The following is a 20,491-nucleotide window of genomic DNA, read 5'->3' on the forward strand; positions in this document are numbered from 1 at the left end:
CTTCTTAACGAAGCTGCTCCCAGGTCTGTCTTCCGATGTTTGTGTCGAGCGATCTGGCGCATAAGCCATCCTCGCATGGATCGCCGGGTGACAACTGAGTCGGGTCCAGCCCCGGAATGACGATCTCCGCGTCACCGTCGGACGTGGCTATGGTCCGGTTTTCGCCACCATACCCAACCTGGATACCACTGGGCGCATACCCCCCGGTAATATCGCCGGTATTGAATTTTCCGTCGCTGTTCAGGTCGAAAACTGCCGTGTCTGAGGGCGCACCGGTGCTCAGCCTGAGGTCCATCAGAAACCCTGTTCGTCCGCTGCCACAGGGGTCGCGGTCTGGAATAACGGTCGTGAAACGCACCCGATCCGGGTTAACACCAAATGGGAAGGTGGCACGACTGATCACCCGTTCGCCTACCTTATTCCCGTTATAAGCCAGATCCAGGTACCAGCCACTTTGGGTTGTCAGGCTGTTGCCGGAGGTGTCTCGGACAATGAAGCTATTGGATCCATTTCCGGATGCCTTGCTGACACTGATACTTTCCTGTTTGGTGATGGTTTGCTCCAGCAGGTCTGAGCGCGCTAATCCGCTCTTGTTCAAATCATCCTTGATGGCATAAAGCGACTGAATATCGTAGTCACCTTCGTCCCCGCTGCGGAGGAAACTACCGGTGCCGAAGGCGACAACCAGTTCATCGCTGTCGTTTGGATTAAGCGCCACGCGCGGGGCCACCGTGATCGGCTGGCTATTTCCCGCTGGACTTTGCGCTGTAAATACCTTGGTCGCGGACCAATTAGACACTCGCCCTGTCAGGTCAAACCTCCAGAGGTTGCCCAACAGGTCTCCACCGTAGGCATAACGGGTTACCGGGTCGGTTTCAGGAAAGCTGGTTACTGTCACTGATGCCAGTCCATTGGGGCTGGTGGCAGAGCCTGCTCCAGTCTGAATTTCTTTGATCAGGGTACCGGTCTCAAGATCCACAACGAACAAGCTCGATTGCCCGCTGTCGCCATTGTAGCCATTGCCGAACAGGGCCACCCAGGTGCCATCGCCCAGCCGGGAAATCTGCGGATCGGTTACGCCATAGCCCAGGTTCGGGTGTGAAAACTCCCATAGAACGTCATCCGATGGAGAGAAAGAACCCGGGTTGGTGACATCAAGTGCGAAAACGGTTTTTCCACCGATGCCCATGCCTCCCAGCAGCACCGTGCGCCAGGACTGCGTCCCGCCGCCAGACTTGTCGATGTAGGCGTCCTGGACACGGGGTGTGCCATCCATGAAATATTTATGGGTGTAGTTGGGCTGCATCAGCTCAGAGATTCGTGCGTAGGTTTTTGACCCCGAGGGCAGCAATAGCTCGGAGGGGATGTAGCCAAACAACTCTTCCCCGGTTTCGCTATTGAACGCATGGAGTATGCCGTCGTTCGCGGGTACGTAGAGCGCATCGACACGGTTCTGATACGAGGACGTGGACCTGAAATTCCGGTAAGCGACCCCCTCAGGGTCCGGGAGCCGGGCGAAACCATAGTTGGTTTTACCCACGAACTGGGGGTTGGCGTTGATGATATCGCCCATCAGGCGCAATACGCTGGCGCCACCGTCGTCCTGAACCAGCCGGTCTCTTAACGTCGGGTGGGCATTGTTATCCCCATGGAGCCATGCAATTCGATTGTGCCCAAGGTTGTCCTGGGTGGAGTTGAGCGTGGGGTCGGCGTTCAGGGCGTTCTGCTGTGCCGTCGACAGATTCGACAGCGAGCTGGCCGATGCAAACTCCAGCTCAACCCCGGCACTGCCATTGTGGGTAATCAGCTTGCGCGCTTGCGGCTGAGTGCTGGCGAGGACTTCTTCAGCATTCCAGGCTTCTGAGCCCTGATCAAAATTGAAGGCGGTTAACGTGCCAGACCAGTCCTGACTCCTGAATCCAGCGAAGAAACCCAGGGAATCGGTGCGGAGCACTGCTGAGCTTACTGCTGCCGAGGATGCGGAGGTTTCAGAACGTGCAATGACATCGCCCAGGAAGCCCTGGATTTCAGTGGTGAATTCGGTTGGATTCTGGGCGCTGGCATAACCGCCCCGGCCGTTAATGGCTGCGTGTAACAGATCATCGATATTATCCGGGCTTTGGTCGGCGCCGGGCTCTGGCCAGTTAATGGTGATATTTTTGCTCGAGTCCAGTGCGGCCAGCGCGTCGGCTTCCTTGATGTCGCCGGTCACACCCAGGCCGATGGTAAACGTGGTCATGTGCTGCCAGAAGGCCGGATCTGTCGAAGAAACCGGCACTTTATTGGCCAGGTCCGTTCTCAAATCGGTCTTCCAGTATTTCATTGCCACGTCTGCGAGAGTGTTGGAATAGCTGTCCGAAAACGGCGACACCGCCTGGTAGGTGAAGTTTTTACCGTTGGGATCGGGATTGTTGTAGGTGGGGCCACCGGTTCCATCTATGTTGCCAACCTGCGGACTGCTGCCGTTCCAGATACCGTCCGTCATCAGGATTGAGAAACTCTGCCGACATTCAATGTGAGAGGTATTGTCATTGGTGCCGGGCACTTCACCCCAGGGCCCGAGGTTGTCGGTTCGGGAATAATATTGACCAACGTCCTTGAGCGCGGTCCGCAACGGGGTGCCGCCATTGATGCTCTTACCGTGCAGCCAGGTCAGGAAGGTTTGTCGGCGTGCCGCAGTGTACGGACGCACCCCGCTCACAAGCGTGTCAGTGTTAACACCATCAATGGTTCTTCCGTTGACGTTGATCGCGCCATAGCCAACTCTAATGTTCTCGGGGAGGTCAAAGAAGGCTTCAGTGATACCGGATTTTGCGGCCAATGCCCGGGTGCTGTAATAGGAAAACCAGTTGGCATAGTTCTGTTTTTCTTCGGCCGAGGCATTGTTTAGCAATACGGCTGTATAACAACTGTTTTGCCTGGGGTTGCTGTCACAACTCGTTGAGGAGTTGAACTGCATATAGAAGCCTTGCTCGATGCTGCCAATCTGGTCAAACCGAATATCATTGCGCAGGTCGTCCGTACCCTCTGATTGATCAAAACCGTTGACCCACGCGTTGGTGTAGGACGAGTTCGGATACCGGCTACTGCCATCTGGCTTGTAGGGCGGCGTGTAGGTCACCGACGGGTCATAATAGATTTTATTGACGTGGCTGGAGTAGTAATAGTTGTTGCCCGCTCGCCCGCTCAAATCGTCTGGCATAAAACGCCAGCCCATGGAGCCCGAGTCGTCAAAAATGAAAACCAGGTTGGGATCCACTGATTCCTTCAGAAACAGTGGCACTTGTGACAGGTTTACCTGAGCGATCGCAGATTGTGCGGTCAGGATAGAAAACGCCGCACTGACACCGAAGGTGGTCAGCTTTGACAGCTTTCTCGACTGTAGCCGTTTGCGGAAGATTTTTTTCATAACTGGCTCTCCGGATGGAATGAGCAATCCTAATCTGATGTTCGTTTATGGTTTTCTTTATCACTGAGGCGGTAGCAGAACGGTTGACTGCAGAACCGTCACTGCCTCGGCACTGCCGCCTTGGGCTCGGGCAGTTGTCATATACCTCTCAAAGCAGGGTTGGCCCGGTTCAATCGGGCAGACATCGGCCAGTCGGGCAATGTGGTAAATCGGCTGTGCGCTGACATCCGGGCCGGCATTACCAACGCCCAGGCGAGTCGGATTGGTGCCATCCCAGAGCCACGGGGTCGCAATCAGCGGCTCATCGAAAGCCGTGAGGCGTGTCGGCAGACTGTTCAGAATATCGTCTTCTGCCTGTCGCAGGGCTGCTTCGGATGCCTGAAATGAAAGAGCTCCATCATGGGCGTTGCTGGCCATCCGTTCCTGCATGATGGATCCCTGCATGCCTCCGATAGCCAGCAGGGATATCAACAGCAGCATGACCAGGGCAACGATCAGGGTGGCGCCTTGCTGTTGTCCAGGAAACTGGCCATTCGCGAGCGGATAACCTGGGGAGACTGCGTCAATCATTGCATTCTACCTCTGATGGTGGTGGTGCCGACGGAAACCAGTCGAACTCGTCTGTCACCGTTGTTGGCCTGGGACACTTCGCTGCCCAGGACGTCAAACAACCGATCGTTTTCTTCATCAAGCACCTCGTCCCGACTGCGGGTGATTACCGCAAATCGGACGCTTGAAACCGAATCCCAGTTAGCCACGAGGTTGGCGGGAACATAATCGTCTGCGGCTTCGTCTCCAACCGTGTCGACGCCATACAGGAGTTGCAGCGTCTCGACCCCTGACACGAGTTCCTGTGGGGGTTCTAACGGTGTCATCAGCCGTCGAAACAGGGCGGGTTCGCCGTTGGTGCCCTGACCGATGTAGTAAGCCATAGAGGTAAATTCATACACTCGTGTTTCAGAGTCATATGCCAGGTTGAAATTGTTGCCATTATTGCCTGGTATGACATTGCCGCCTGCCATGGTCACTGAGCTCGAGTTGAAGTTATTGCTCTTTTGAAACAACTCGCCTTCAGAACAGTCTCCCAGTGTTGCCAGTACGATCCGGTTGACGGGCACCTCGGAGTTATCAACGAGGTTGATGCTGTTGCCGTTCTGAGGGTTCGCTGCGTTTACAGGCACGCTCAGGGGGGTGAGGGCGTTTATAACGACCACGTCTGAATTGGCCAGTACCGAGCCGGCCAACTGGGCCGGCAGCTGCGCGCCAGCATTACCAGAGGACCAACTGCCCGCACCCGGTGTGTTCAGAGCGGCGGGAAGGGTAACGCTGTCGCCGGGTCCGGTGCCGTTGAAATCCCAGCCCTGGACGGGCCGCCCCAATGGCATCAGCAGGCCACCATTCAATCGATTATCGACAACCTGGTCCAGCGGCCGGCCCATCTCTGCGAGGCAGCCAAAGCTGCCTGCGGACCGGAAATCCGGGGCGAGGATCGCAGACACAAAGCGTGCGCTCTCTTGAGCATGGGCAAGTCCCTGGGTTTGGCGATACGTTTCGTTTCCGCTCAGATAAATCTGTGTGACGCCAAGCGTCAACAGCAGGCCCAGTGCAACTGCAATCAGCAACTCCACGAGTGAAAGCCCGCGCTGGGATTGCCAACGGGGAGCGGAAGCGTGAGCTCTTGCTTGGATAGTGTGCGCCATCAGATCTGAGTCCTCACCACTACGGGGTTCATTGCCTGGTCGTTTTGATCCCAGTCGATCGTCACAGTGACCGTGTTGTTGAGGCCGTCAATGACAACTGTGCGTTCTGCATCCGGGAGCAGGCAAGCCAGGTTGTTTTCCCAGGTTGCCAGATCATTTGCAGCTACACTCCCGTTTGCCGGGACGAAGGATGTGTCGCAGGCGCCGCCATCAGCGCCTTGGGCATCGCCTTGAGCCAGTGCGTAGCCGGCGATGTTATCCGGATTGGCTCGAATTCGGTCAAGCAGATCCTCCGCCAGCTGAACCGCCTGGCTGCGGCTTTGCGATTGCGTGTTCATCTGCAGGGAGACCACCTGTGTCGATGCGACGCCCAGAATCCCGATACCGAGAATCAGGACGGTGACCAGTATCTCAATGAGTCCGATACCTGCCTGGCGGGTCAGAGCCATGGGGCTGTGCGAATTCACTGTGTCATTTAGGGAATTGATCGTCACGGGCATACTCCGTCTTCCACTTCAGTTCGCCCTACCGGACTGATTCGAATAGTCCGAAACCGTATATCCCCGGCAGCGCAGCCAACGGGAGCGACCGTAAATGTCTGGGCTGCCTGCGGTACCAGAAAACCTCGGCGGTCAAACACGATGTCGGCCGCTGATTCGGTATACGTCAGATTGCCGGGAGCCTCAAAAACACGAATCTGGTTGTTTGTGCAATCACCGGCAGCACCGCCCTCATGGACGCACCAGCCACTGTCGAGCCCGCCATCGGTGCTGAGGGTCACGTTCTCGCCACGCTTGATAGCTTCCGATCTGGCCAGCTTGATGGATGAAACAAGCAGGTTGGTACCTGATACCAGGCGGTTGTTATCGATTAACCTGCCAAATCCCGGAATGGCGATGGTTGCGACAAGCGCGAGAATGACCATCGTCACCATGAGCTCAATTAGCGTAAAACCCGCAGTTCTGTTCCTCATATGCCATCCTGCCCATTAATACAGCCTCAATTACAGCAGAATGAGTCGTACAGTCCATGAGTCTTGCGATAAAAGGTAGTTGTCAGGGAATGAGCGGTCCGAGTGTCTGATAAAATGAGACCCCGTACCCGCTATCCCGGTGTGCGATCAGGAACAGACCACGGTGGTGCCCCACGGTAACCTGATGGTTCCGTCCCGGTCCTCGTCCTCCAGGCTGCGTAGACGTCCCCCGATATTCAGAGCCAGGTAGCTCATTCTGATACCGTTCGGCTGGGTCCCGGAGCACACCACTATGCTCCCCATTGTGCCGCGGCTCATTCCGGTTGAAGCGAACTGGAAGTAGCCCCGGCCGGCGGTTCGAGTATGGAGTCTTGCCTGGTTGTCGTTGAGGTGGAAAACCTGATGGCTACGCCCATTATCCGGACGCTTGTCGTTGTCGGCGTCAAGGAACACGTGAACCGGACGGTTCCAGTCGTCGATGCAGGATTGCGCCGGTGTAAGTGGGCATACCGTGATCACTGTCCTGCGGGTGACGGCCAGTGAGCGGGCACTGGCAAACATGCGATGGATCTGATTGACTGTATCCGTGTGGCGCGTTGAGGTGATCAGTTGGGGCCAGGAGACACTGGCCAAGGTAGCCAGAATGGCCATGATAGATAGCGTAAGGGTCAGCTCTATAAGCGTAAACCCGCCACTGCGTATTTTGTAACGCATAGCGAACATCCTTGTCTGAGGTTATCTGATGAGCTCTGTACATCCTGTTCAGAGCCTGTCAATCCTAACCCAGGCCGCTGGCCTGATTCTAAGTACTGAGTCTACTTCTGGATTACTCCATCCCCAGTTTCTTTAATCGATACCTCAACGCCCGAAAACTGATCCCTAAGCGCTTGGCCGCGGCCGTTTTATTCCACCTTGTTGCCTCCAGAGCCTTTTCAATAGCCTGGCGCTCAATGCTTTCCAGATAGCCCTCAAGATCGATCTCACCCTCGGGCACCGGAGCTGCGGCAGCATCCGTTTCTGACTCCGTCTCTCTGGACGCGGAGGCCGAGCCCGCTGGCACGACACCGCCGCCAAGATGCAGATCTCCGGCATCAATCAGGTCTTCATCGCACAGGGTAAAAGCGCGTTCCAGGATGTTCTCCAGTTCACGAACGTTACCGGGAAACTCGTAGCCTTTGAGTCGTTCGATGGCGGCCGCGGTGAGTTTGGCCGGGTCGCACTCGTATTCCCGCGCTATGCGTTGGAGAATGTGCTCGGCCAGCAGGGGAATATCCTCGGCGCGTTCGCGCAGCGGTGGAACCGCCAGTTCGATGACGTTGATCCGGTAGAACAGATCCTGGCGGAAGTCGCCTTCCTGCACCAGTTCCGGGAGGTTTTTGTGGGTGGCGCTGAGCACCCGGATGTCCACTGGCACTTCTTTGGTATCGCCGACCGGGCGGACGGCTTTCTCCTGGATAGCACGCAGCAGTTTTACCTGCATGGCCAGTGGCAGGTCGGCCACTTCGTCCAGAAACAGGGTGCCACCATCGGCAGAGCGGAACAGGCCCTGCTTGTTCTCGACGGCTCCGGTGAAGCTGCCCTTCTTGTGGCCAAAGAACTCGCTTTCCATCAATTCCGAGGGGATTGCGCCACAGTTCACTGCGATAAAGGGGCCGTCACTTCTGGGGCCTTGCAGGTGAATCATGCGGGCGACCAGCTCCTTGCCGCTGCCGGATTCGCCGCTGATAAACACCGGTGCCTGGCTTCTGGCGAGCTTTTTCGTCTGTGTGCGCAGTTTCCGGATTTGCGGCGAGTCGCCCAGAAGCAGGCCAGGCTCATCGGAATCAGCGGTTCCGCGGGTCTGGGGTTCTGACAGCTTCAGAGCGCTGTTGACCAGTTCCCGCAGGCGGGGCAGCTCCACGGGCTTGGATACGAAGTCAAAAGCGCCGGCTTTGAGCGATTCGATAGCCGTATCCATGCTGCCATAGGCGGTGATCACTGCAACGGGGGTGCAGGGAGTGTGTTGCTGGATCCAGTGAACAAGCTCTATGCCATTGCCGTCGGGCAGGTTCATGTCGGTCAGGCAGAGCTGGGGGTTGTGCTGCTGCAGCAATTCCCTGGCGCTGGCCAGATCGGGGGCAGTGTAGGTGGTAATGCCCATCCGGGTGAGGGTGATTTCCAGTAGATCCCGGATATCCGGCTCGTCGTCAACAATCAGCGCTGTCTGTGTAGTCATTCTGTGTCTTCGGTTCCCTGTTGAATTCAAACGCCCGATGGCCAGCTGGTCAGATCATTCGCCCGGGGTGAGCAAACGTTATGCGGAATCGGCACCCCGGCTGTCCGTCATCGACCAGCGACAGGTGTGCCTGGTTGGCTTCGCATAACTCCCTGGCCAGGTAGAGGCCAAGCCCGGTTCCGCTTTTATCCGTGGTGAAAAAGGGCTCGAATACGGAATGCCGATGCTCGGCACTGATGCCCGGGCCAAAATCCCGAACGTCCACGTAAGCCCGTTTGCCATCGGCCGTGGCGCCCGCAATTAATTGTATCCTGTTTTGCCCGGTCTGCTGTTTGCTGTACCGCAAACCATTGTCGCACAGATTCACCATCACCTGCTCAATCTGGCTCTTGTCGAAACGAGCCTGTGGAATCTGCTCACTGATATTCAACTCGATCGTGGTGGCCGTTTCCCCATTCACCGTCTGCACGAAATCATCCCGGAACTCGCGAAGCCATTGGCCGACATCTATCAGCTCGGAATTTGCGGTCCGGCGGCGAGAGAGGTCCAGTACATTCTCGATGATGCCATTCACCCGTCGGGAGTGACGGCGAATGATATCGAGCATGCGAAGATCCCCTTCATCCAGGCTGGGGGATTCTTCCATTAACTGGGCAGCGTGGCTTATGGCGCCGAGAGGATTCCGGATTTCGTGAGCGATGCCAGCCGTTAAGCGTCCGAGTGAGGCCAGCTTCATCTGTTGGGCCTGCTGGGTCACTTTGCTCATGTCTTCAATAAACACCAGAATCTGGTCGCCCCGCTCCTGGTCCAGTTGCGTGAAGTTGGCCTGCAAAAGCGGTGAGGTAGACGACGCCTGAAAGGGTTCAATCCGCATGTTGGGGTTTTTCAGCCAGCTTTCGAGCCCCTGCCTGAGCGGTTTAGGCAGTAGCCTTGCACGGGGCTCCAGATCTTCTCCATCGGCGCTCACACCGAACAGCAGTTCTTCGGCGGCGGCGTTGGCAAGCCGAATCTGGCCGAAACGATCAAGCACCAGGATGCCGGTACGCATGCGCTGGATGATCTGCTGGTTGATCTGTTCCAGTTCCTGAATGCTCCGTGCCCGGCTGCTGGCCAGGGCTTCGCTTCGGATCATCCGTTTTGAAATGCCCTGCAGGACAAAAGCCGCGGCAAAGTAGAGTATGCCCAGAGAGCCCGCCCGGACAATGTCGTCGGCGGTTTCATTGATGGCGAGTACCGCCCAGCCGGAGATGCCGAGAGAGCAGATGGCAGCCAGCGCCGCGTAGAAGGTGCCTATCCGGCTTGGTGTCAGAATATTGCCCGCCGCCACCGAAATGATAACCAGGTTGGCCAGGCCATTAGTGATACCGGTGCTGGCCAGTAACAGTCCATGCATCACCAGTATGTCGATCAGAATGGAGAGCGTGATATGCCGCTGTCGTGGCTGGAAGCCGGCAAGCAGTAGCAGTGCGGTAAAGCCATTGATTGCCAGGTAGGTAACCACGCCCGCCTGGTAGTACTCCAGCCAGCGGAACTTGCTGTCGGTGGTGAATGGATCGAAGAGCAGCAAGCCCAGCAGCATCAGGCTGATGACCACGCGATAATGATTGTAGATCCGGAACAGCCTTCCCTGTTGCTGCTTGGCCGGCGGCCCGAAAGCAGAGCGCTTGCTGTCTTTGTCGGCAGTGTCTTGAGCCATGGAGCGAGTCATCTGTCTGTGTGCGGGAGAAATCTTTGTTGTTGACGGGTTATAATAGCCTTTTAACGGCAACAAGTTACAGGAGCTAGTCCATGCCGGAAGCCGGTCAAACATCCCAGAGCCAGAACGCCGCCCGAAAACTCCGCGTTGTTATGGCGCAACTGGATTTCCTGGTTGGAGATATTCCGGGCAATACCGATCTGATTCTGGAGGCAACCCAGCGGGCCTGGGCGGAGCATCAGGCCGATATCGTTGTCTTTCCGGAGCTGTGCCTGACCGGCTACCCGCCGGAGGATCTCCTGTTGCGCCCAAGTCTGGACCTTCGCGTGCGCGAAGCACTGGAAAAGCTGCAGAGTGCGGCACTGCCTCCGGCGATGGTCATCGGGGCTCCTATTCGCTCTGGAGGGTTGCTATATAACGCGGCGCTGGTGATTGAAGCCGGTCAGATTCGCGGTCGCTACTTCAAACGCTTCCCGCCGAACTACCAGGTTTTTGACGAAAAGCGCTATTTCGCCGAAGGTTCCGACACACTGGTGCTCGACATTAAAGGCCAGCCTGTCGGCATTACCGTGTGTGAGGATCTCTGGAAAGATGGCCCTGTGGAAGATGCGGCAGCCGCGGGTGCTCGGCTCATCCTTAATCTCAATGCCTCGCCCTACGATATCGATAAACAGGCCCGTCGCAAGGCTTTGCTGGAACGCAAGTCCCGGGAGAACCGGGTCAGCATCGTCTATGTGAACCTTGTGGGCGGCCAGGATGAGCTGGTGTTTGATGGCGGCTCCATGGTGTTTGATCGTTCCGGTGGGCTGTCGGCGGAAGTGCTTCAGTTCGAGGAAGGGCTGTACCCGGTGGACCTCTTGTGCGAACACCACTGCCAGCCGATCTCCCGCCCATTGCCGCCAGAACCGCAGTTGGAAGCCAATGTATACCGCGCCCTGGTGACTGGTGTGCGGGATTACGTCAACAAGAATGGTTTCAGGTCGGTAGTACTTGGCCTGTCCGGCGGCATCGATTCGGCGGTTACACTGGCGGTTGCGGTGGATGCACTGGGCAAGGAGCGTGTGCACGCGGTGATGATGCCGTTTCGGTATACCTCCAGCATCAGCCTGGAAGATGCCGAAGCCGAGGCCACCGCCCTGGGTGTGCAGTATGACGTGTTCTCCATTGAGCCCATGTACGATGCCTTCATGGCGGCGCTGGCAGAACCGTTTGCGGGCACCAAGCCGGATACCACTGAGGAAAACCTTCAGGCTCGTCTGAGGGGGGTGCTGCTCATGTCGCTGTCCAACAAGTTTGGCTCGTTGGTGCTCACGACTGGCAACAAGAGTGAAATGGCGGTTGGCTATTCCACGCTATACGGTGACATGGCCGGTGGCTTTGATGTTCTGAAGGATGTGCCGAAAACGCTGGTTTTCCGGCTGGCGCGCTACCGCAATACCCTGTCACCAGTGATTCCAGAGCGGGTGATTACCCGCCCGCCCTCAGCCGAGCTGGCGCCAGACCAGAAAGACGAGGACAGCTTGCCGGGCTATGACGTGCTGGATCAGATTCTGAACCTATACGTGGAGCGTGATTACAGTGCTGATGCTATCGTCGCGGAAGGGTTTGAGCGCGAGGATGTGGACAGGGTGGTCAGGCTGGTTGATATCAATGAATACAAGCGGCGCCAGGCCCCCATCGGTGTTCGTATTACCGAACGGGGCTTTGGCAAAGACAGACGCTATCCCATTACCAATGGCTGGAAGAGCGGGAAGTAATCCCGCTCTTACTCATCCCCCATCAGACCGAAGGTCACCACGTTGGTCAATGACCGGTTCTGGCGGCGAAGAAGATCTGATTCGTACTCACCGTTGTCATTGAAGGCGTCGCTGTTCGGGAAGTTTTTTCTCAGCGTGGCAATGGCATCGTTGGCGCCCTTTTTCAGCTCCAGAAAGCGGAAGGTATCCGCCATGATCATCAGAGCCTCTTCCACTGAAGGCGAAGACGGGTAGTTCTCCACTACGTAGCGAGCACGGTTGTTGGCGGCCACGTAGGCTTCACGTTTGATGTAGTAACGGGCAGCGTGCAGTTCCAGTTCGGCCATTCGATTGCGGATGGCGATCATACGCTGGCGGGCGTCCAGAGCGTAGTCACTGTCCGGAAACCGGTTGAGCAACTGTGAGAAATCGCGGAACGCCTGCAATTGCTCGCCGGGATTGCGTGCGGCCGCATCAACAGGGAAATAGCGTGTGGCCAGTCCCAGGTCCAGATTATAGGAGGCGAGCCCTCTCATGTAGAGCGCGTAGTCCAGATGCTCACTCTGCGGATTCAGGCGAATGAAGCGGTCGGCGGCAGCCCGGGAACCTTCAAGGTCGAGGTTCTGGTAACGGGCAAAGATCAGATCGAGCTGGGCCTGTTCGGCATAACGGCCGAATGGATAATAGGTTTCCAGGGCATCCAGGTTCTGTTCGGCTTCGTTGAAGTTGCCCGAGTTCATGGCCTCACGGGCATTCTCGTAATAGGTTTGTTCCGGCAGGACTTCCACCTCCTTCTGGGACGCACAGCCGGCGGCCAGCGCAAAAAGTGTGGAAAGTAGCAGTAATCGAACGACTGATCTCATGCCGGAATCCCGTATAATGTTCAGAACTTGTGGTTGGATTGGTCATTGTAACGGGGAAGGCTGTCTGTGTGCAGTGTTTCCCGATATTGGCACCAGAATCTGACCGAAACGTAACATCGCCGCCTGTCCGGCGGCCGTCTGCGCCAGAAACCAACGGCGAAAACGAGGCTGAATGACTTCCGAAAACCGAATTACCGGCCAATTTACCGTACCGCCGGAGCTCAGCGATAAACGGCTGGACCAGGCGGCGGCGGAACTGATGCCCGAGCATTCCCGCTCCCGCCTGCAGTCCTGGATCAAGAGCGGAGCCCTGACGGTGAATGGAAAATCCCGTAAGCCGCGAGACAAGGTAATGATGGGCGATTCCCTGGCTCTCGATGCTGAGCCGGAAGTGCAGGTGACCTGGGAAGCCGAACCCATCAGCCTGGATATCGTCTACGAAGATGAGCACTTGCTGGTGATCAACAAGCCGGCCGGGTTGGTGGTGCACCCAGCGGCCGGCCATGCCGATGGCACGCTGGTGAACGCCCTGCTGAACTACGCGCCGGAAGTGGAAAACCTGCCGAGGGCAGGTATTGTTCACCGCCTGGACAAGGATACCTCCGGCATCATGGTGGTGGCCCGCAGCCTGATTGCACATACCTCCCTGGTAGACCAGTTGCAAACGCGCACGATGGGGCGGGAGTATGAGGCCGTGGTGGTGGGCGCGCTGACCGGTGGTGCAACAGTTGACGCACCTATTGGCCGTCATCCGCAGGATCGTAAACGCATGGCCGTGGTTTCCAGTGGCAAACCGGCGGTCACCCATTACCGTCTGCTGGAGCGTTTTGCCGCGCATACCCTGGTTCGTTGCAAGCTGGAAAGTGGCCGCACCCATCAGATCCGTGTGCACATGGCGCATGTGCGCCACCCGCTGGTTGGTGATCCTGCCTACGGTGGGCGTCTGCGGTTGCCCAAAGGCACTACAGAGGAGCTTCGGGATGTACTGGCTGCGTTCACCCGGCAGGCCCTGCATGCGAGACAGTTGACCCTTGAGCATCCGGAAACGGGTGAGATTCTGAGCTGGGAGGTGCCGCTACCAGAGGATATGGTTCACCTGATCGAAGCTCTGCGCAAACACGCCCGGGAGCTGGAAGAACGTGATTTCTGACAACTACATCCTGAGGCCGAGTTGGTCCGCACCGGGGGCGGTGCAAGCCATGTGCACGACTCGCAAGGGAGGCGTCAGTGAGGCGCCGTGGAGCTCGCTCAACCTAGGGGATCATGTCGGGGATAGCCCTGAATCTGTCGCCGAAAACCGGCAGCGCCTGGCCCGCTTCACGGGGTTAGAGGTGGATCGGATTGGCTGGTTGAATCAGGTGCATGGTGCGAGGGTGGTCGAGCTTACACCCGACAACGCCAAGCTGGTTCCGGAAGCGGATGCCAGTTTCACCCGATTTCCCGGCCTTGGTTGTGCCATTCTGACTGCTGACTGCCTGCCCGTGGTGATTGCTGATTCCGATGGAACCGTAGTGGGGGCTGCTCACGCCGGCTGGCGCAGCCTCAGCGGAGGCGTGCTGGAAAACCTGGTCAGTGCGATGGCGGTTGAGCCTGACAAGCTTTCGGCCTGGCTGGGTCCCGCCATTGGCCCAGACAGTTTCGAAGTTGGTCCTGAAGTGCGCGAAGCGTTTGTTCGCCATAGCCCGCGGGCTGCGAATGCCTTTAAAGCCAGGGGAGCTCGCCCGGGCCATTTCATGGCCGATATCTACAGCCTGGCAGCCCTGCGCCTGCATCAGGTTGGTGTCTCGGCGGTCGCTGGCGGTAGCCTGTGCACCGTTCAGGATCGGGAATGGTTCTTTTCCTATCGCCGGGATGGTCAAACCGGCCGTATGGCGACCCTGGTCTGGTTAAAATCCTGAACTCCTGATTGCTCTCCCTGATGTGTTAACTGACAGCCGTCAAATTTCTGACGAATTGAGGTCGGCTCAACTTGAACTCCCCCCACTTGCCCCTACATTAAGTTTCAAAGCAATCGGAATATCCGCACCACAGGGTTGATCGGTATTCACTACGAATTTTGGGGATAAGAACACATGAGAATCGACAAGCTCACCAGCAAACTGCAAACCGCGTTGGCGGATGCGCAGTCCATCGCGGTTGGCAAAGATCATAACTTCATCGAGCCCGTGCATCTGATGCAGGCCCTGCTGGACCAGCAGGGAGGCTCCATGAAACCGCTGCTCAAACAAGTGGGGGTCGAGCCCGGCCGGGTACGGCAGGCCGTGGCGAAGGAAATTGAGAACCTGCCGGAAGTGCAGGGCAATGCCGGCGATGTGTCCATGTCGAACGACATGGGTCGACTGTTCAACATTTCCGACAAGCTGGCCCAGAAGCGGGGTGACCAGTTCATATCCAGTGAGCTGGTTCTGCTGGCGGCGGTTGAAGACCGCGGTTCGCTGGGGCGCATTCTGCGAGAGCAAGGCGTTGACAAGGCGGCGCTGGAAAAGGCGATTGACGAAGTGCGTGGGGGAGAGTCGGTGAATGATGCGGGCGCTGAGGAAAACCGTCAGGCGCTTTCAAAGTACACCATTGATCTTACCGAGCGGGCTGAAGCCGGTAAGCTGGACCCGGTAATCGGTCGCGACGACGAAATCCGTCGCACCATTCAGGTACTGCAACGCCGGCGCAAGAACAACCCCGTGCTGATCGGTGAGCCTGGTGTGGGTAAAACCGCGATTGTTGAGGGGCTGGCCCAGCGTATCGTCAACGGCGAGGTGCCCGATGGCCTGAAGGACAAGAAAGTACTGTCGCTGGACATGGGCGCATTGATTGCCGGCGCCAAATTTCGCGGCGAATTTGAGGAGCGCCTGAAGGCGGTGCTTAACGAGCTGTCCAAGCAGGAAGGCCAGATCATCCTGTTCATTGACGAAATCCACACCATGGTGGGGGCCGGTAAAGCCGAAGGGTCCATGGATGCCGGCAATATGCTGAAGCCGGCGCTGGCCCGGGGAGAGTTGCATTGTGTCGGCGCCACCACGCTGAATGAGTACCGGGAAAATATTGAAAAAGACGCAGCACTGGAGCGCCGTTTCCAGAAAGTGCTGGTCAGCGAGCCCAGTGAGGAAGATACCATCGCCATCCTGCGTGGGCTGAAAGAGCGCTATGAGGTTCACCATGGGGTTGAGGTAACGGATGGCGCCATCATCGCGGCCGCCAAGCTGTCTCATCGATATATTACCGATCGTCAGTTGCCGGATAAGGCCATTGACCTGGTGGATGAAGCGGCCAGCCAGATCCGTATGGAAATGGACTCCAAGCCTGAGGCTCTGGATCGCCTGGAGCGCCGGCTGATTCAGCTCAAGATTGAGCGGGAAGCCCTGAAAAAGGAAACCGACGCAGCCTCTAAGAAGCGGCTGGAAGAGTTGTCTGCCGTTATCGGCAACGTTGAGCGCGAATACGCCGACCTTGAGGAAGTCTGGAACACTGAAAAGGCGGCTCTGCATGGCTCCCAGAAGATCAAGAGCCAACTGGAGCAGGCCAGGATTGACCTGGAGAATGCCCGCCGTGCAGGGGATCTGGGCAAGATGTCCGAGCTGCAGTACGGCAAGATCCCGGAGCTGGAGCGCCAACTGGATATGGCCAGCCAGGCGGAAATGATGGAAATGAAGCTGTTGCGCAACCGGGTCACGGATGAAGAAATTGCGGAAATCGTTTCAAAGTGGACCGGGATTCCGGTATCCAAGATGCTGGAGGGGGAGCGCGACAAGCTGATGCGCATGGAGGAAGCCCTCCACGATCGGGTCATTGGCCAGGATGAGGCCGTGGAAGCGGTATCCAATGCGGTGCGCCGGTCCCGGGCTGGACTGTCGGATCCGAATCGTCCCAATGGTTCTTTCCTGTTCCTTGGGCCGACCGGGGTGGGGAAGACCGAGTTGTGCAAGGCGCTGGCAAACTTCCTGTTCGATACCGAAGAGGCCATGGTTCGCATCGATATGTCGGAATTCATGGAGAAGCACTCGGTCGCCCGTTTGATTGGTGCGCCTCCCGGATATGTGGGGTATGAAGAGGGTGGCTACCTGACCGAGGCCGTGCGTCGCAGGCCCTACTCGGTTCTGCTTCTGGATGAGGTTGAAAAGGCGCACCCGGATGTCTTCAACATCCTGCTTCAGGTGCTGGATGATGGGCGTCTGACCGATGGTCAGGGCCGCACGGTCGACTTCCGCAACACAGTGGTGGTGATGACCTCAAATCTGGGTTCCCACATCATTCAGGAGAAGGCCGGAGAAGAGAACTACGAAGACATGAAGTCGGCGGTGATGGAAGTGGTTGGCACTCATTTCCGGCCGGAGTTCATTAACCGTGTGGATGAAGTAGTGGTGTTCCATCCGCTGGCGGAGTCCCAGATTCAGGGCATTGCCCGCATCCAGATCGAGAATCTGGCTCGTCGCCTGAAGGATCAGGATATGAAACTGGAACTCGGAGACGACGTCATGCAGTTGCTGGCGGAAGTCGGGTACGACCCGGTTTATGGTGCTCGGCCGCTGAAGCGGGCGATTCAGCGCATGATCGAAAATCCGCTGGCGCAAAAGCTGCTTCAGGGTGCGTTTGTGCCCGGCGATATCATTCGCGCAACGGTGCAGGAAGACCGGTTGGTATTCAGCAAGAACGGCTGACGAGGGAACTACAGTTGCTGATTTAAAAAAGGGCGGAAGACACGAGTCTCCGCCCTTTTCTGTTATCCGAACCCCTAGGGTTTAACGCGGGCTGCTGCCACCTTGTTCCGGGCCGCAGTTTTCGTCTGCGATTTCCTGGAATTTCTGGCGCTGCTGCTCTATTTCCTCAGGGCTCAGGTATCGGGTTTCACCGTTCTCCTCCACCCGGATACGAGCGTTGTTATTGATCACCTCAAGATTGGAGCGAGCTGTGCCGCAGTTGGCCTCGCGCTGCTTCCGGCGAGCTTCTTCAACCGCGGATTCTTCTCGTTGCTGCTGCTCTGCCGCTTGTTGTTCCTGCAGTTCGTCCAGCTGTTCCTGTGCGCTTCGGCGCTGAACACCAGCGCCCTGACTGGTGCCGGAACGAACGTTGACCTGTTCGGCGTTACGGCCGGTTGGCTGTCGGTCGCCAAAGTGTGTTACGCCGTTCTCGTCTGTCCACTTATAGACCGAAGCGCTGGTTGCAAGGCCGGGTGCGGCCGCCATCAATACCGTCAGCAATAATATTTTTCGGTTCATGTCTCTGCTCGTCACTTGGTTACTGCCTGTGGCTATCATGCCATCGGATGGCTGGATTTTCCTGTCTCTGGTTCAAAATCTTGCACGCAGTTTTGCACAGTATGGCAGAGAGAGGCGAATTCGGCGGTAATTAAGCCACAGCGCCTATTGACAGCGAGTTTCCCGCTGTCAGAATTACCGATTGCCTGAAGACTGGGGTCAATACGGCAGGCAATCCCGAGCGAGTATCCCCCGTTAATCACCACACTGCGTTCGCCAGCGTCTGGCGGGCCTTGGTTGTTGCTTACGTGCAACCCGTTGATTGGCCGTTCTCCGCAACCCTCAGGAGGGCGGCTGGCCAGGAGACAACCTCTTTAGTTTTGGTGTGGAGGAGTACGCCGGTTCCGCTTTCACAAGAAGCAGGGAAACCGAGAATCCAGGCAACCGGGGCGTAACCCGGCTCATTCACTCGTAGAAGAGGGTAGAAAATCGTGGAGTTATTGTCTGGCGCCGATATGCTGATCCGCTCCCTGCAGGATGAAGGGATCGAATACATATACGGCTATCCGGGTGGTGCAGCCCTTCATATTTATGATGCGCTGTTCAGGCAGGACAAAGTCAAGCATATTCTGGTGCGGCACGAACAGGCGGCGGTCCACATGGCCGACGGCTATGCCCGTGCAACCGGAAAACCAGGTACCGTACTGGTGACCTCGGGTCCTGGAGCCACCAACACCATTACCGGCATTGCCACCGCGTTCATGGATTCCATCCCCATGGTGGTTCTGTGCGGCCAGGTTGCATCCACCCTTATTGGTGAGGATGCCTTCCAGGAAACCGATATGATCGGTGTTTCCCGTCCGGTGGTTAAGCACAATCTGAGCGTTCGTCACCCCGAGGAAATCCCTGAGGTAATCCGCAAGGCATACTACATCGCTGCTACCGGTCGTCCCGGTCCGGTTGTGGTTGATATCCCGAAGGATATGACCACACCGAATGAGCGCTATGAGTACTCCTATCCCAAGAAGGTCAAGCTGCGCTCCTATAACCCGGCGGTTCGTGGCCATGCCGGTCAGATCAAAAAAGCCGTCGACATGCTGATGGCGGCCAAACGCCCGGTCATCTATGCCGGCGGCGGTGTGATCCTGGGCAAGGCTTCCAGCCAGTTGACCGAGCTGACCCGGACCCTGGGCTTCCCTATCACCAACACCCTGATGGGCATTGGTTGCTATCCGGCGACTGACAAACAGCACCTGGGCTGGCTGGGTATGCACGGTACCTATGAAGCCAACATGGCGATGCACCATTCAGATCTGATTCTCTGTGTGGGCGCGCGCTTTGATGATCGCGTGACCAACGCCACCGAGAAGTTCTGCCCGGGCGCGCGCATTATTCATATCGATATCGACCCGGCATCTATCTCAAAGACCATAGATGCAGACGTGCCCATTGTCGGCCCGGTGGATGCGGTACTGAAAGAAATGCTGTCGCTGGTAAAAGAATCCAGGGACAAGCCGGATGCCGAGGCGCTGGCATCGTGGTGGAAGCAGATTGAAGAGTGGCGCGCGTTCCACGGCATGCGTTACGAGACCAGCCCGGATGTAATCAAGCCCCAGGAAGTGGTCGAGATGCTCTGGAAGCTCACCAATGGTGATGCCTTCGTAACCACCGATGTAGGTCAGCACCAGATGTTTGCTGCCCAGTACTACAAGTTCGACAAGCCGAACCGATGGATCAACTCCGGTGGCCTCGGCACCATGGGCTTCGGCCTGCCGGCCGCCATGGGCATCAAACTGACCCATCCGGAAGATGAAGTGCTGTGCTTTACTGGTGAAGGCAGTATCCAGATGAATATCCAGGAACTGTCCACCTGCAAGCAGTACGATCTGCCGGTGAAGATCATCAACCTGAATAACCAGGCTCTGGGCATGGTCAAGCAGTGGCAGGACATGAATTACGAGTCTCGCCATTCCCAGTCTTACATGGAGTCTTTGCCGGACTTCATCAAGCTGGCGGAAGCGTATGGTCATGTGGGTGTGCGCATTGATCGCAAGGAAGACCTGGAGCCCAAGCTCAAGGAAGTCCTGGCCATGAAAGACAAACTGGTGTTTGTCGATATCTATGTGGACCGCTTTGAGCATGTCTATCCCATGCAGGTCGCTCGAGGATCCATGAAAGACATGTGGCTCAGCAAAACGGAGAGGGTGTGATCATGCGTCGAATCATTTCTGTTTTGCTGGAAAACGAACCCGGCGCACTGTCTCGTGTGGTTGGCCTGTTTTCGCAGCGCAACTACAACATCGAAACCCTGACCGTGGCGCCCACGGAAGACGAAACCCTGTCTCGCCTGACTGTCACCACGACAGGTTCCGACAAGGTTATCGAGCAGATCACCAAGCAGCTGAACAAGCTGATCGAAGTGGTCAAGCTGGTGGATCTGACCGAGGGCGCTCACATCGAGCGGGAGCTGATGCTGGTCAAGCTCAAGGCAACCGGATCCCAGCGTGCCGAGATCAAGCGCACGGTGGATATCTTCCGTGGCCAGATTGTGGATGTCACCAGTTCTGTCTACACCGTGCAGCTTGCCGGCGACAGTGAAAAGCTGGACGGCTTCATTCAGGCGGTGGGCACTTCGGGTGTTCTGGAAGTTGTTCGCACTGGCGTATCTGGCATTGCCCGGGGCGAAAAGGTGCTCAGCCTGTAAGGGCTG

16 protein-coding genes are annotated in these 20,491 nt (G+C 57.2%); 6 read left to right on the forward strand and 10 right to left on the reverse strand.

The annotated features are described in order from the left end of the window. Window positions 1-4: 4 nt before the first annotated feature. The 8 genes from MARHY_RS03550 to MARHY_RS03585 form a co-directional block, all read right to left on the reverse strand. Window positions 5-3,409 (reverse strand): pilus assembly protein, encoded by a 3,405-nt coding sequence (locus MARHY_RS03550; RefSeq protein ID WP_041654569.1) that lies wholly within the window; start codon window positions 3,407-3,409, stop codon window positions 5-7. Between the two features lie 60 nt (window positions 3,410-3,469). Further along, entirely contained in the window at window positions 3,470-3,979 is a 510-nt protein-coding gene (locus tag MARHY_RS03555; protein ID WP_023009257.1) for a pilus assembly PilX family protein, read from the reverse strand. After that, on the reverse strand, window positions 3,976-5,109 hold the full coding sequence (locus MARHY_RS03560) for a PilW family protein (protein ID WP_014420602.1): 1,134 nt from the start codon (window positions 5,107-5,109) through the stop codon (window positions 3,976-3,978). Before MARHY_RS03560 ends, MARHY_RS03555 begins: the two co-directional genes overlap by 4 nt. Beyond that, window positions 5,109-5,609, reverse strand: coding sequence for a type IV pilus modification protein PilV (pilV, locus tag MARHY_RS03565; RefSeq protein WP_081496551.1), 501 nt, complete (start codon window positions 5,607-5,609; stop codon window positions 5,109-5,111). Before pilV ends, MARHY_RS03560 begins: the two co-directional genes overlap by 1 nt. Next, window positions 5,600-6,082 (reverse strand): GspH/FimT family pseudopilin, encoded by a 483-nt coding sequence (locus MARHY_RS03570; RefSeq protein WP_014420604.1) that lies wholly within the window; start codon window positions 6,080-6,082, stop codon window positions 5,600-5,602. The genes pilV and MARHY_RS03570 overlap by 10 nt, the downstream gene beginning before the upstream one ends. 147 nt (window positions 6,083-6,229) lie before the next feature. Then, on the reverse strand, window positions 6,230-6,796 hold the full coding sequence (locus MARHY_RS03575) for a GspH/FimT family pseudopilin (protein WP_162132548.1): 567 nt from the start codon (window positions 6,794-6,796) through the stop codon (window positions 6,230-6,232). 112 nt (window positions 6,797-6,908) lie between these two features. After that, complete coding sequence (locus MARHY_RS03580) at window positions 6,909-8,297, reverse strand: sigma-54-dependent transcriptional regulator (RefSeq protein WP_041654572.1); 1,389 nt, start codon at window positions 8,295-8,297, stop codon at window positions 6,909-6,911. Between the two features lie 49 nt (window positions 8,298-8,346). Continuing rightward, window positions 8,347-9,993 carry a sensor histidine kinase gene (locus MARHY_RS03585; RefSeq protein ID WP_023009262.1) on the reverse strand — a complete coding sequence of 549 codons (1,647 nt, stop codon included), beginning with the start codon at window positions 9,991-9,993 and terminating at the stop codon, window positions 8,347-8,349. A 92-nt stretch (window positions 9,994-10,085) separates the two neighbouring features. On the opposite strand from MARHY_RS03585, the gene MARHY_RS03590 reads away from it, so the two are divergent. Further along, entirely contained in the window at window positions 10,086-11,750 is a 1,665-nt protein-coding gene (locus MARHY_RS03590) for an NAD+ synthase (protein ID WP_014420608.1), read from the forward strand. Between the two features lie 8 nt (window positions 11,751-11,758). Here MARHY_RS03590 and MARHY_RS03595 read toward each other — a convergent pair whose 3' ends face one another. Further along, the gene (locus MARHY_RS03595) at window positions 11,759-12,592 is read right to left on the reverse strand and encodes an outer membrane protein assembly factor BamD (protein WP_011784395.1); all 834 of its coding nucleotides are present in this window, start codon (window positions 12,590-12,592) and stop codon (window positions 11,759-11,761) included. Window positions 12,593-12,764: 172 nt separating this feature from the next. Here MARHY_RS03595 and rluD point away from each other — a divergent pair, with 172 nt between their 5' ends. From rluD to clpB, 3 genes are all read left to right on the forward strand, one after another. Beyond that, complete coding sequence (gene rluD, locus MARHY_RS03600) at window positions 12,765-13,742, forward strand: 23S rRNA pseudouridine(1911/1915/1917) synthase RluD (protein ID WP_014420609.1); 978 nt, start codon at window positions 12,765-12,767, stop codon at window positions 13,740-13,742. A 49-nt stretch (window positions 13,743-13,791) separates the two neighbouring features. Further along, window positions 13,792-14,490: a peptidoglycan editing factor PgeF gene (pgeF, locus tag MARHY_RS03605; RefSeq protein WP_081496552.1), complete on the forward strand. Its 699-nt coding sequence runs from the start codon at window positions 13,792-13,794 to the stop codon at window positions 14,488-14,490. 174 nt (window positions 14,491-14,664) lie between these two features. Then, window positions 14,665-17,244, forward strand: a complete 2,580-nt coding sequence (gene clpB / locus MARHY_RS03610) for an ATP-dependent chaperone ClpB (protein WP_014420611.1) — start codon at window positions 14,665-14,667, stop codon at window positions 17,242-17,244. Window positions 17,245-17,325: 81 nt separating this feature from the next. On the opposite strand, the gene MARHY_RS03615 is transcribed toward clpB, so the two are convergent. Beyond that, window positions 17,326-17,802, reverse strand: a complete 477-nt coding sequence (locus MARHY_RS03615) for a DUF4124 domain-containing protein (RefSeq protein ID WP_041654573.1) — start codon at window positions 17,800-17,802, stop codon at window positions 17,326-17,328. A gap of 470 nt (window positions 17,803-18,272) precedes the next feature. Between MARHY_RS03615 and MARHY_RS03620 the strand changes: the two genes are divergently transcribed. Further along, window positions 18,273-19,991: an acetolactate synthase 3 large subunit gene (locus MARHY_RS03620; protein WP_011784400.1), complete on the forward strand. Its 1,719-nt coding sequence runs from the start codon at window positions 18,273-18,275 to the stop codon at window positions 19,989-19,991. 2 nt (window positions 19,992-19,993) lie between these two features. Next, window positions 19,994-20,485, forward strand: coding sequence for an acetolactate synthase small subunit (gene ilvN, locus MARHY_RS03625; RefSeq protein WP_011784401.1), 492 nt, complete (start codon window positions 19,994-19,996; stop codon window positions 20,483-20,485). The last annotated feature ends 6 nt before the right edge of the window (window positions 20,486-20,491 follow it).

The organism is Marinobacter nauticus ATCC 49840 (genome assembly GCF_000284615.1).
GTDB classification, from domain to species: domain Bacteria; phylum Pseudomonadota; class Gammaproteobacteria; order Pseudomonadales; family Oleiphilaceae; genus Marinobacter; species Marinobacter nauticus.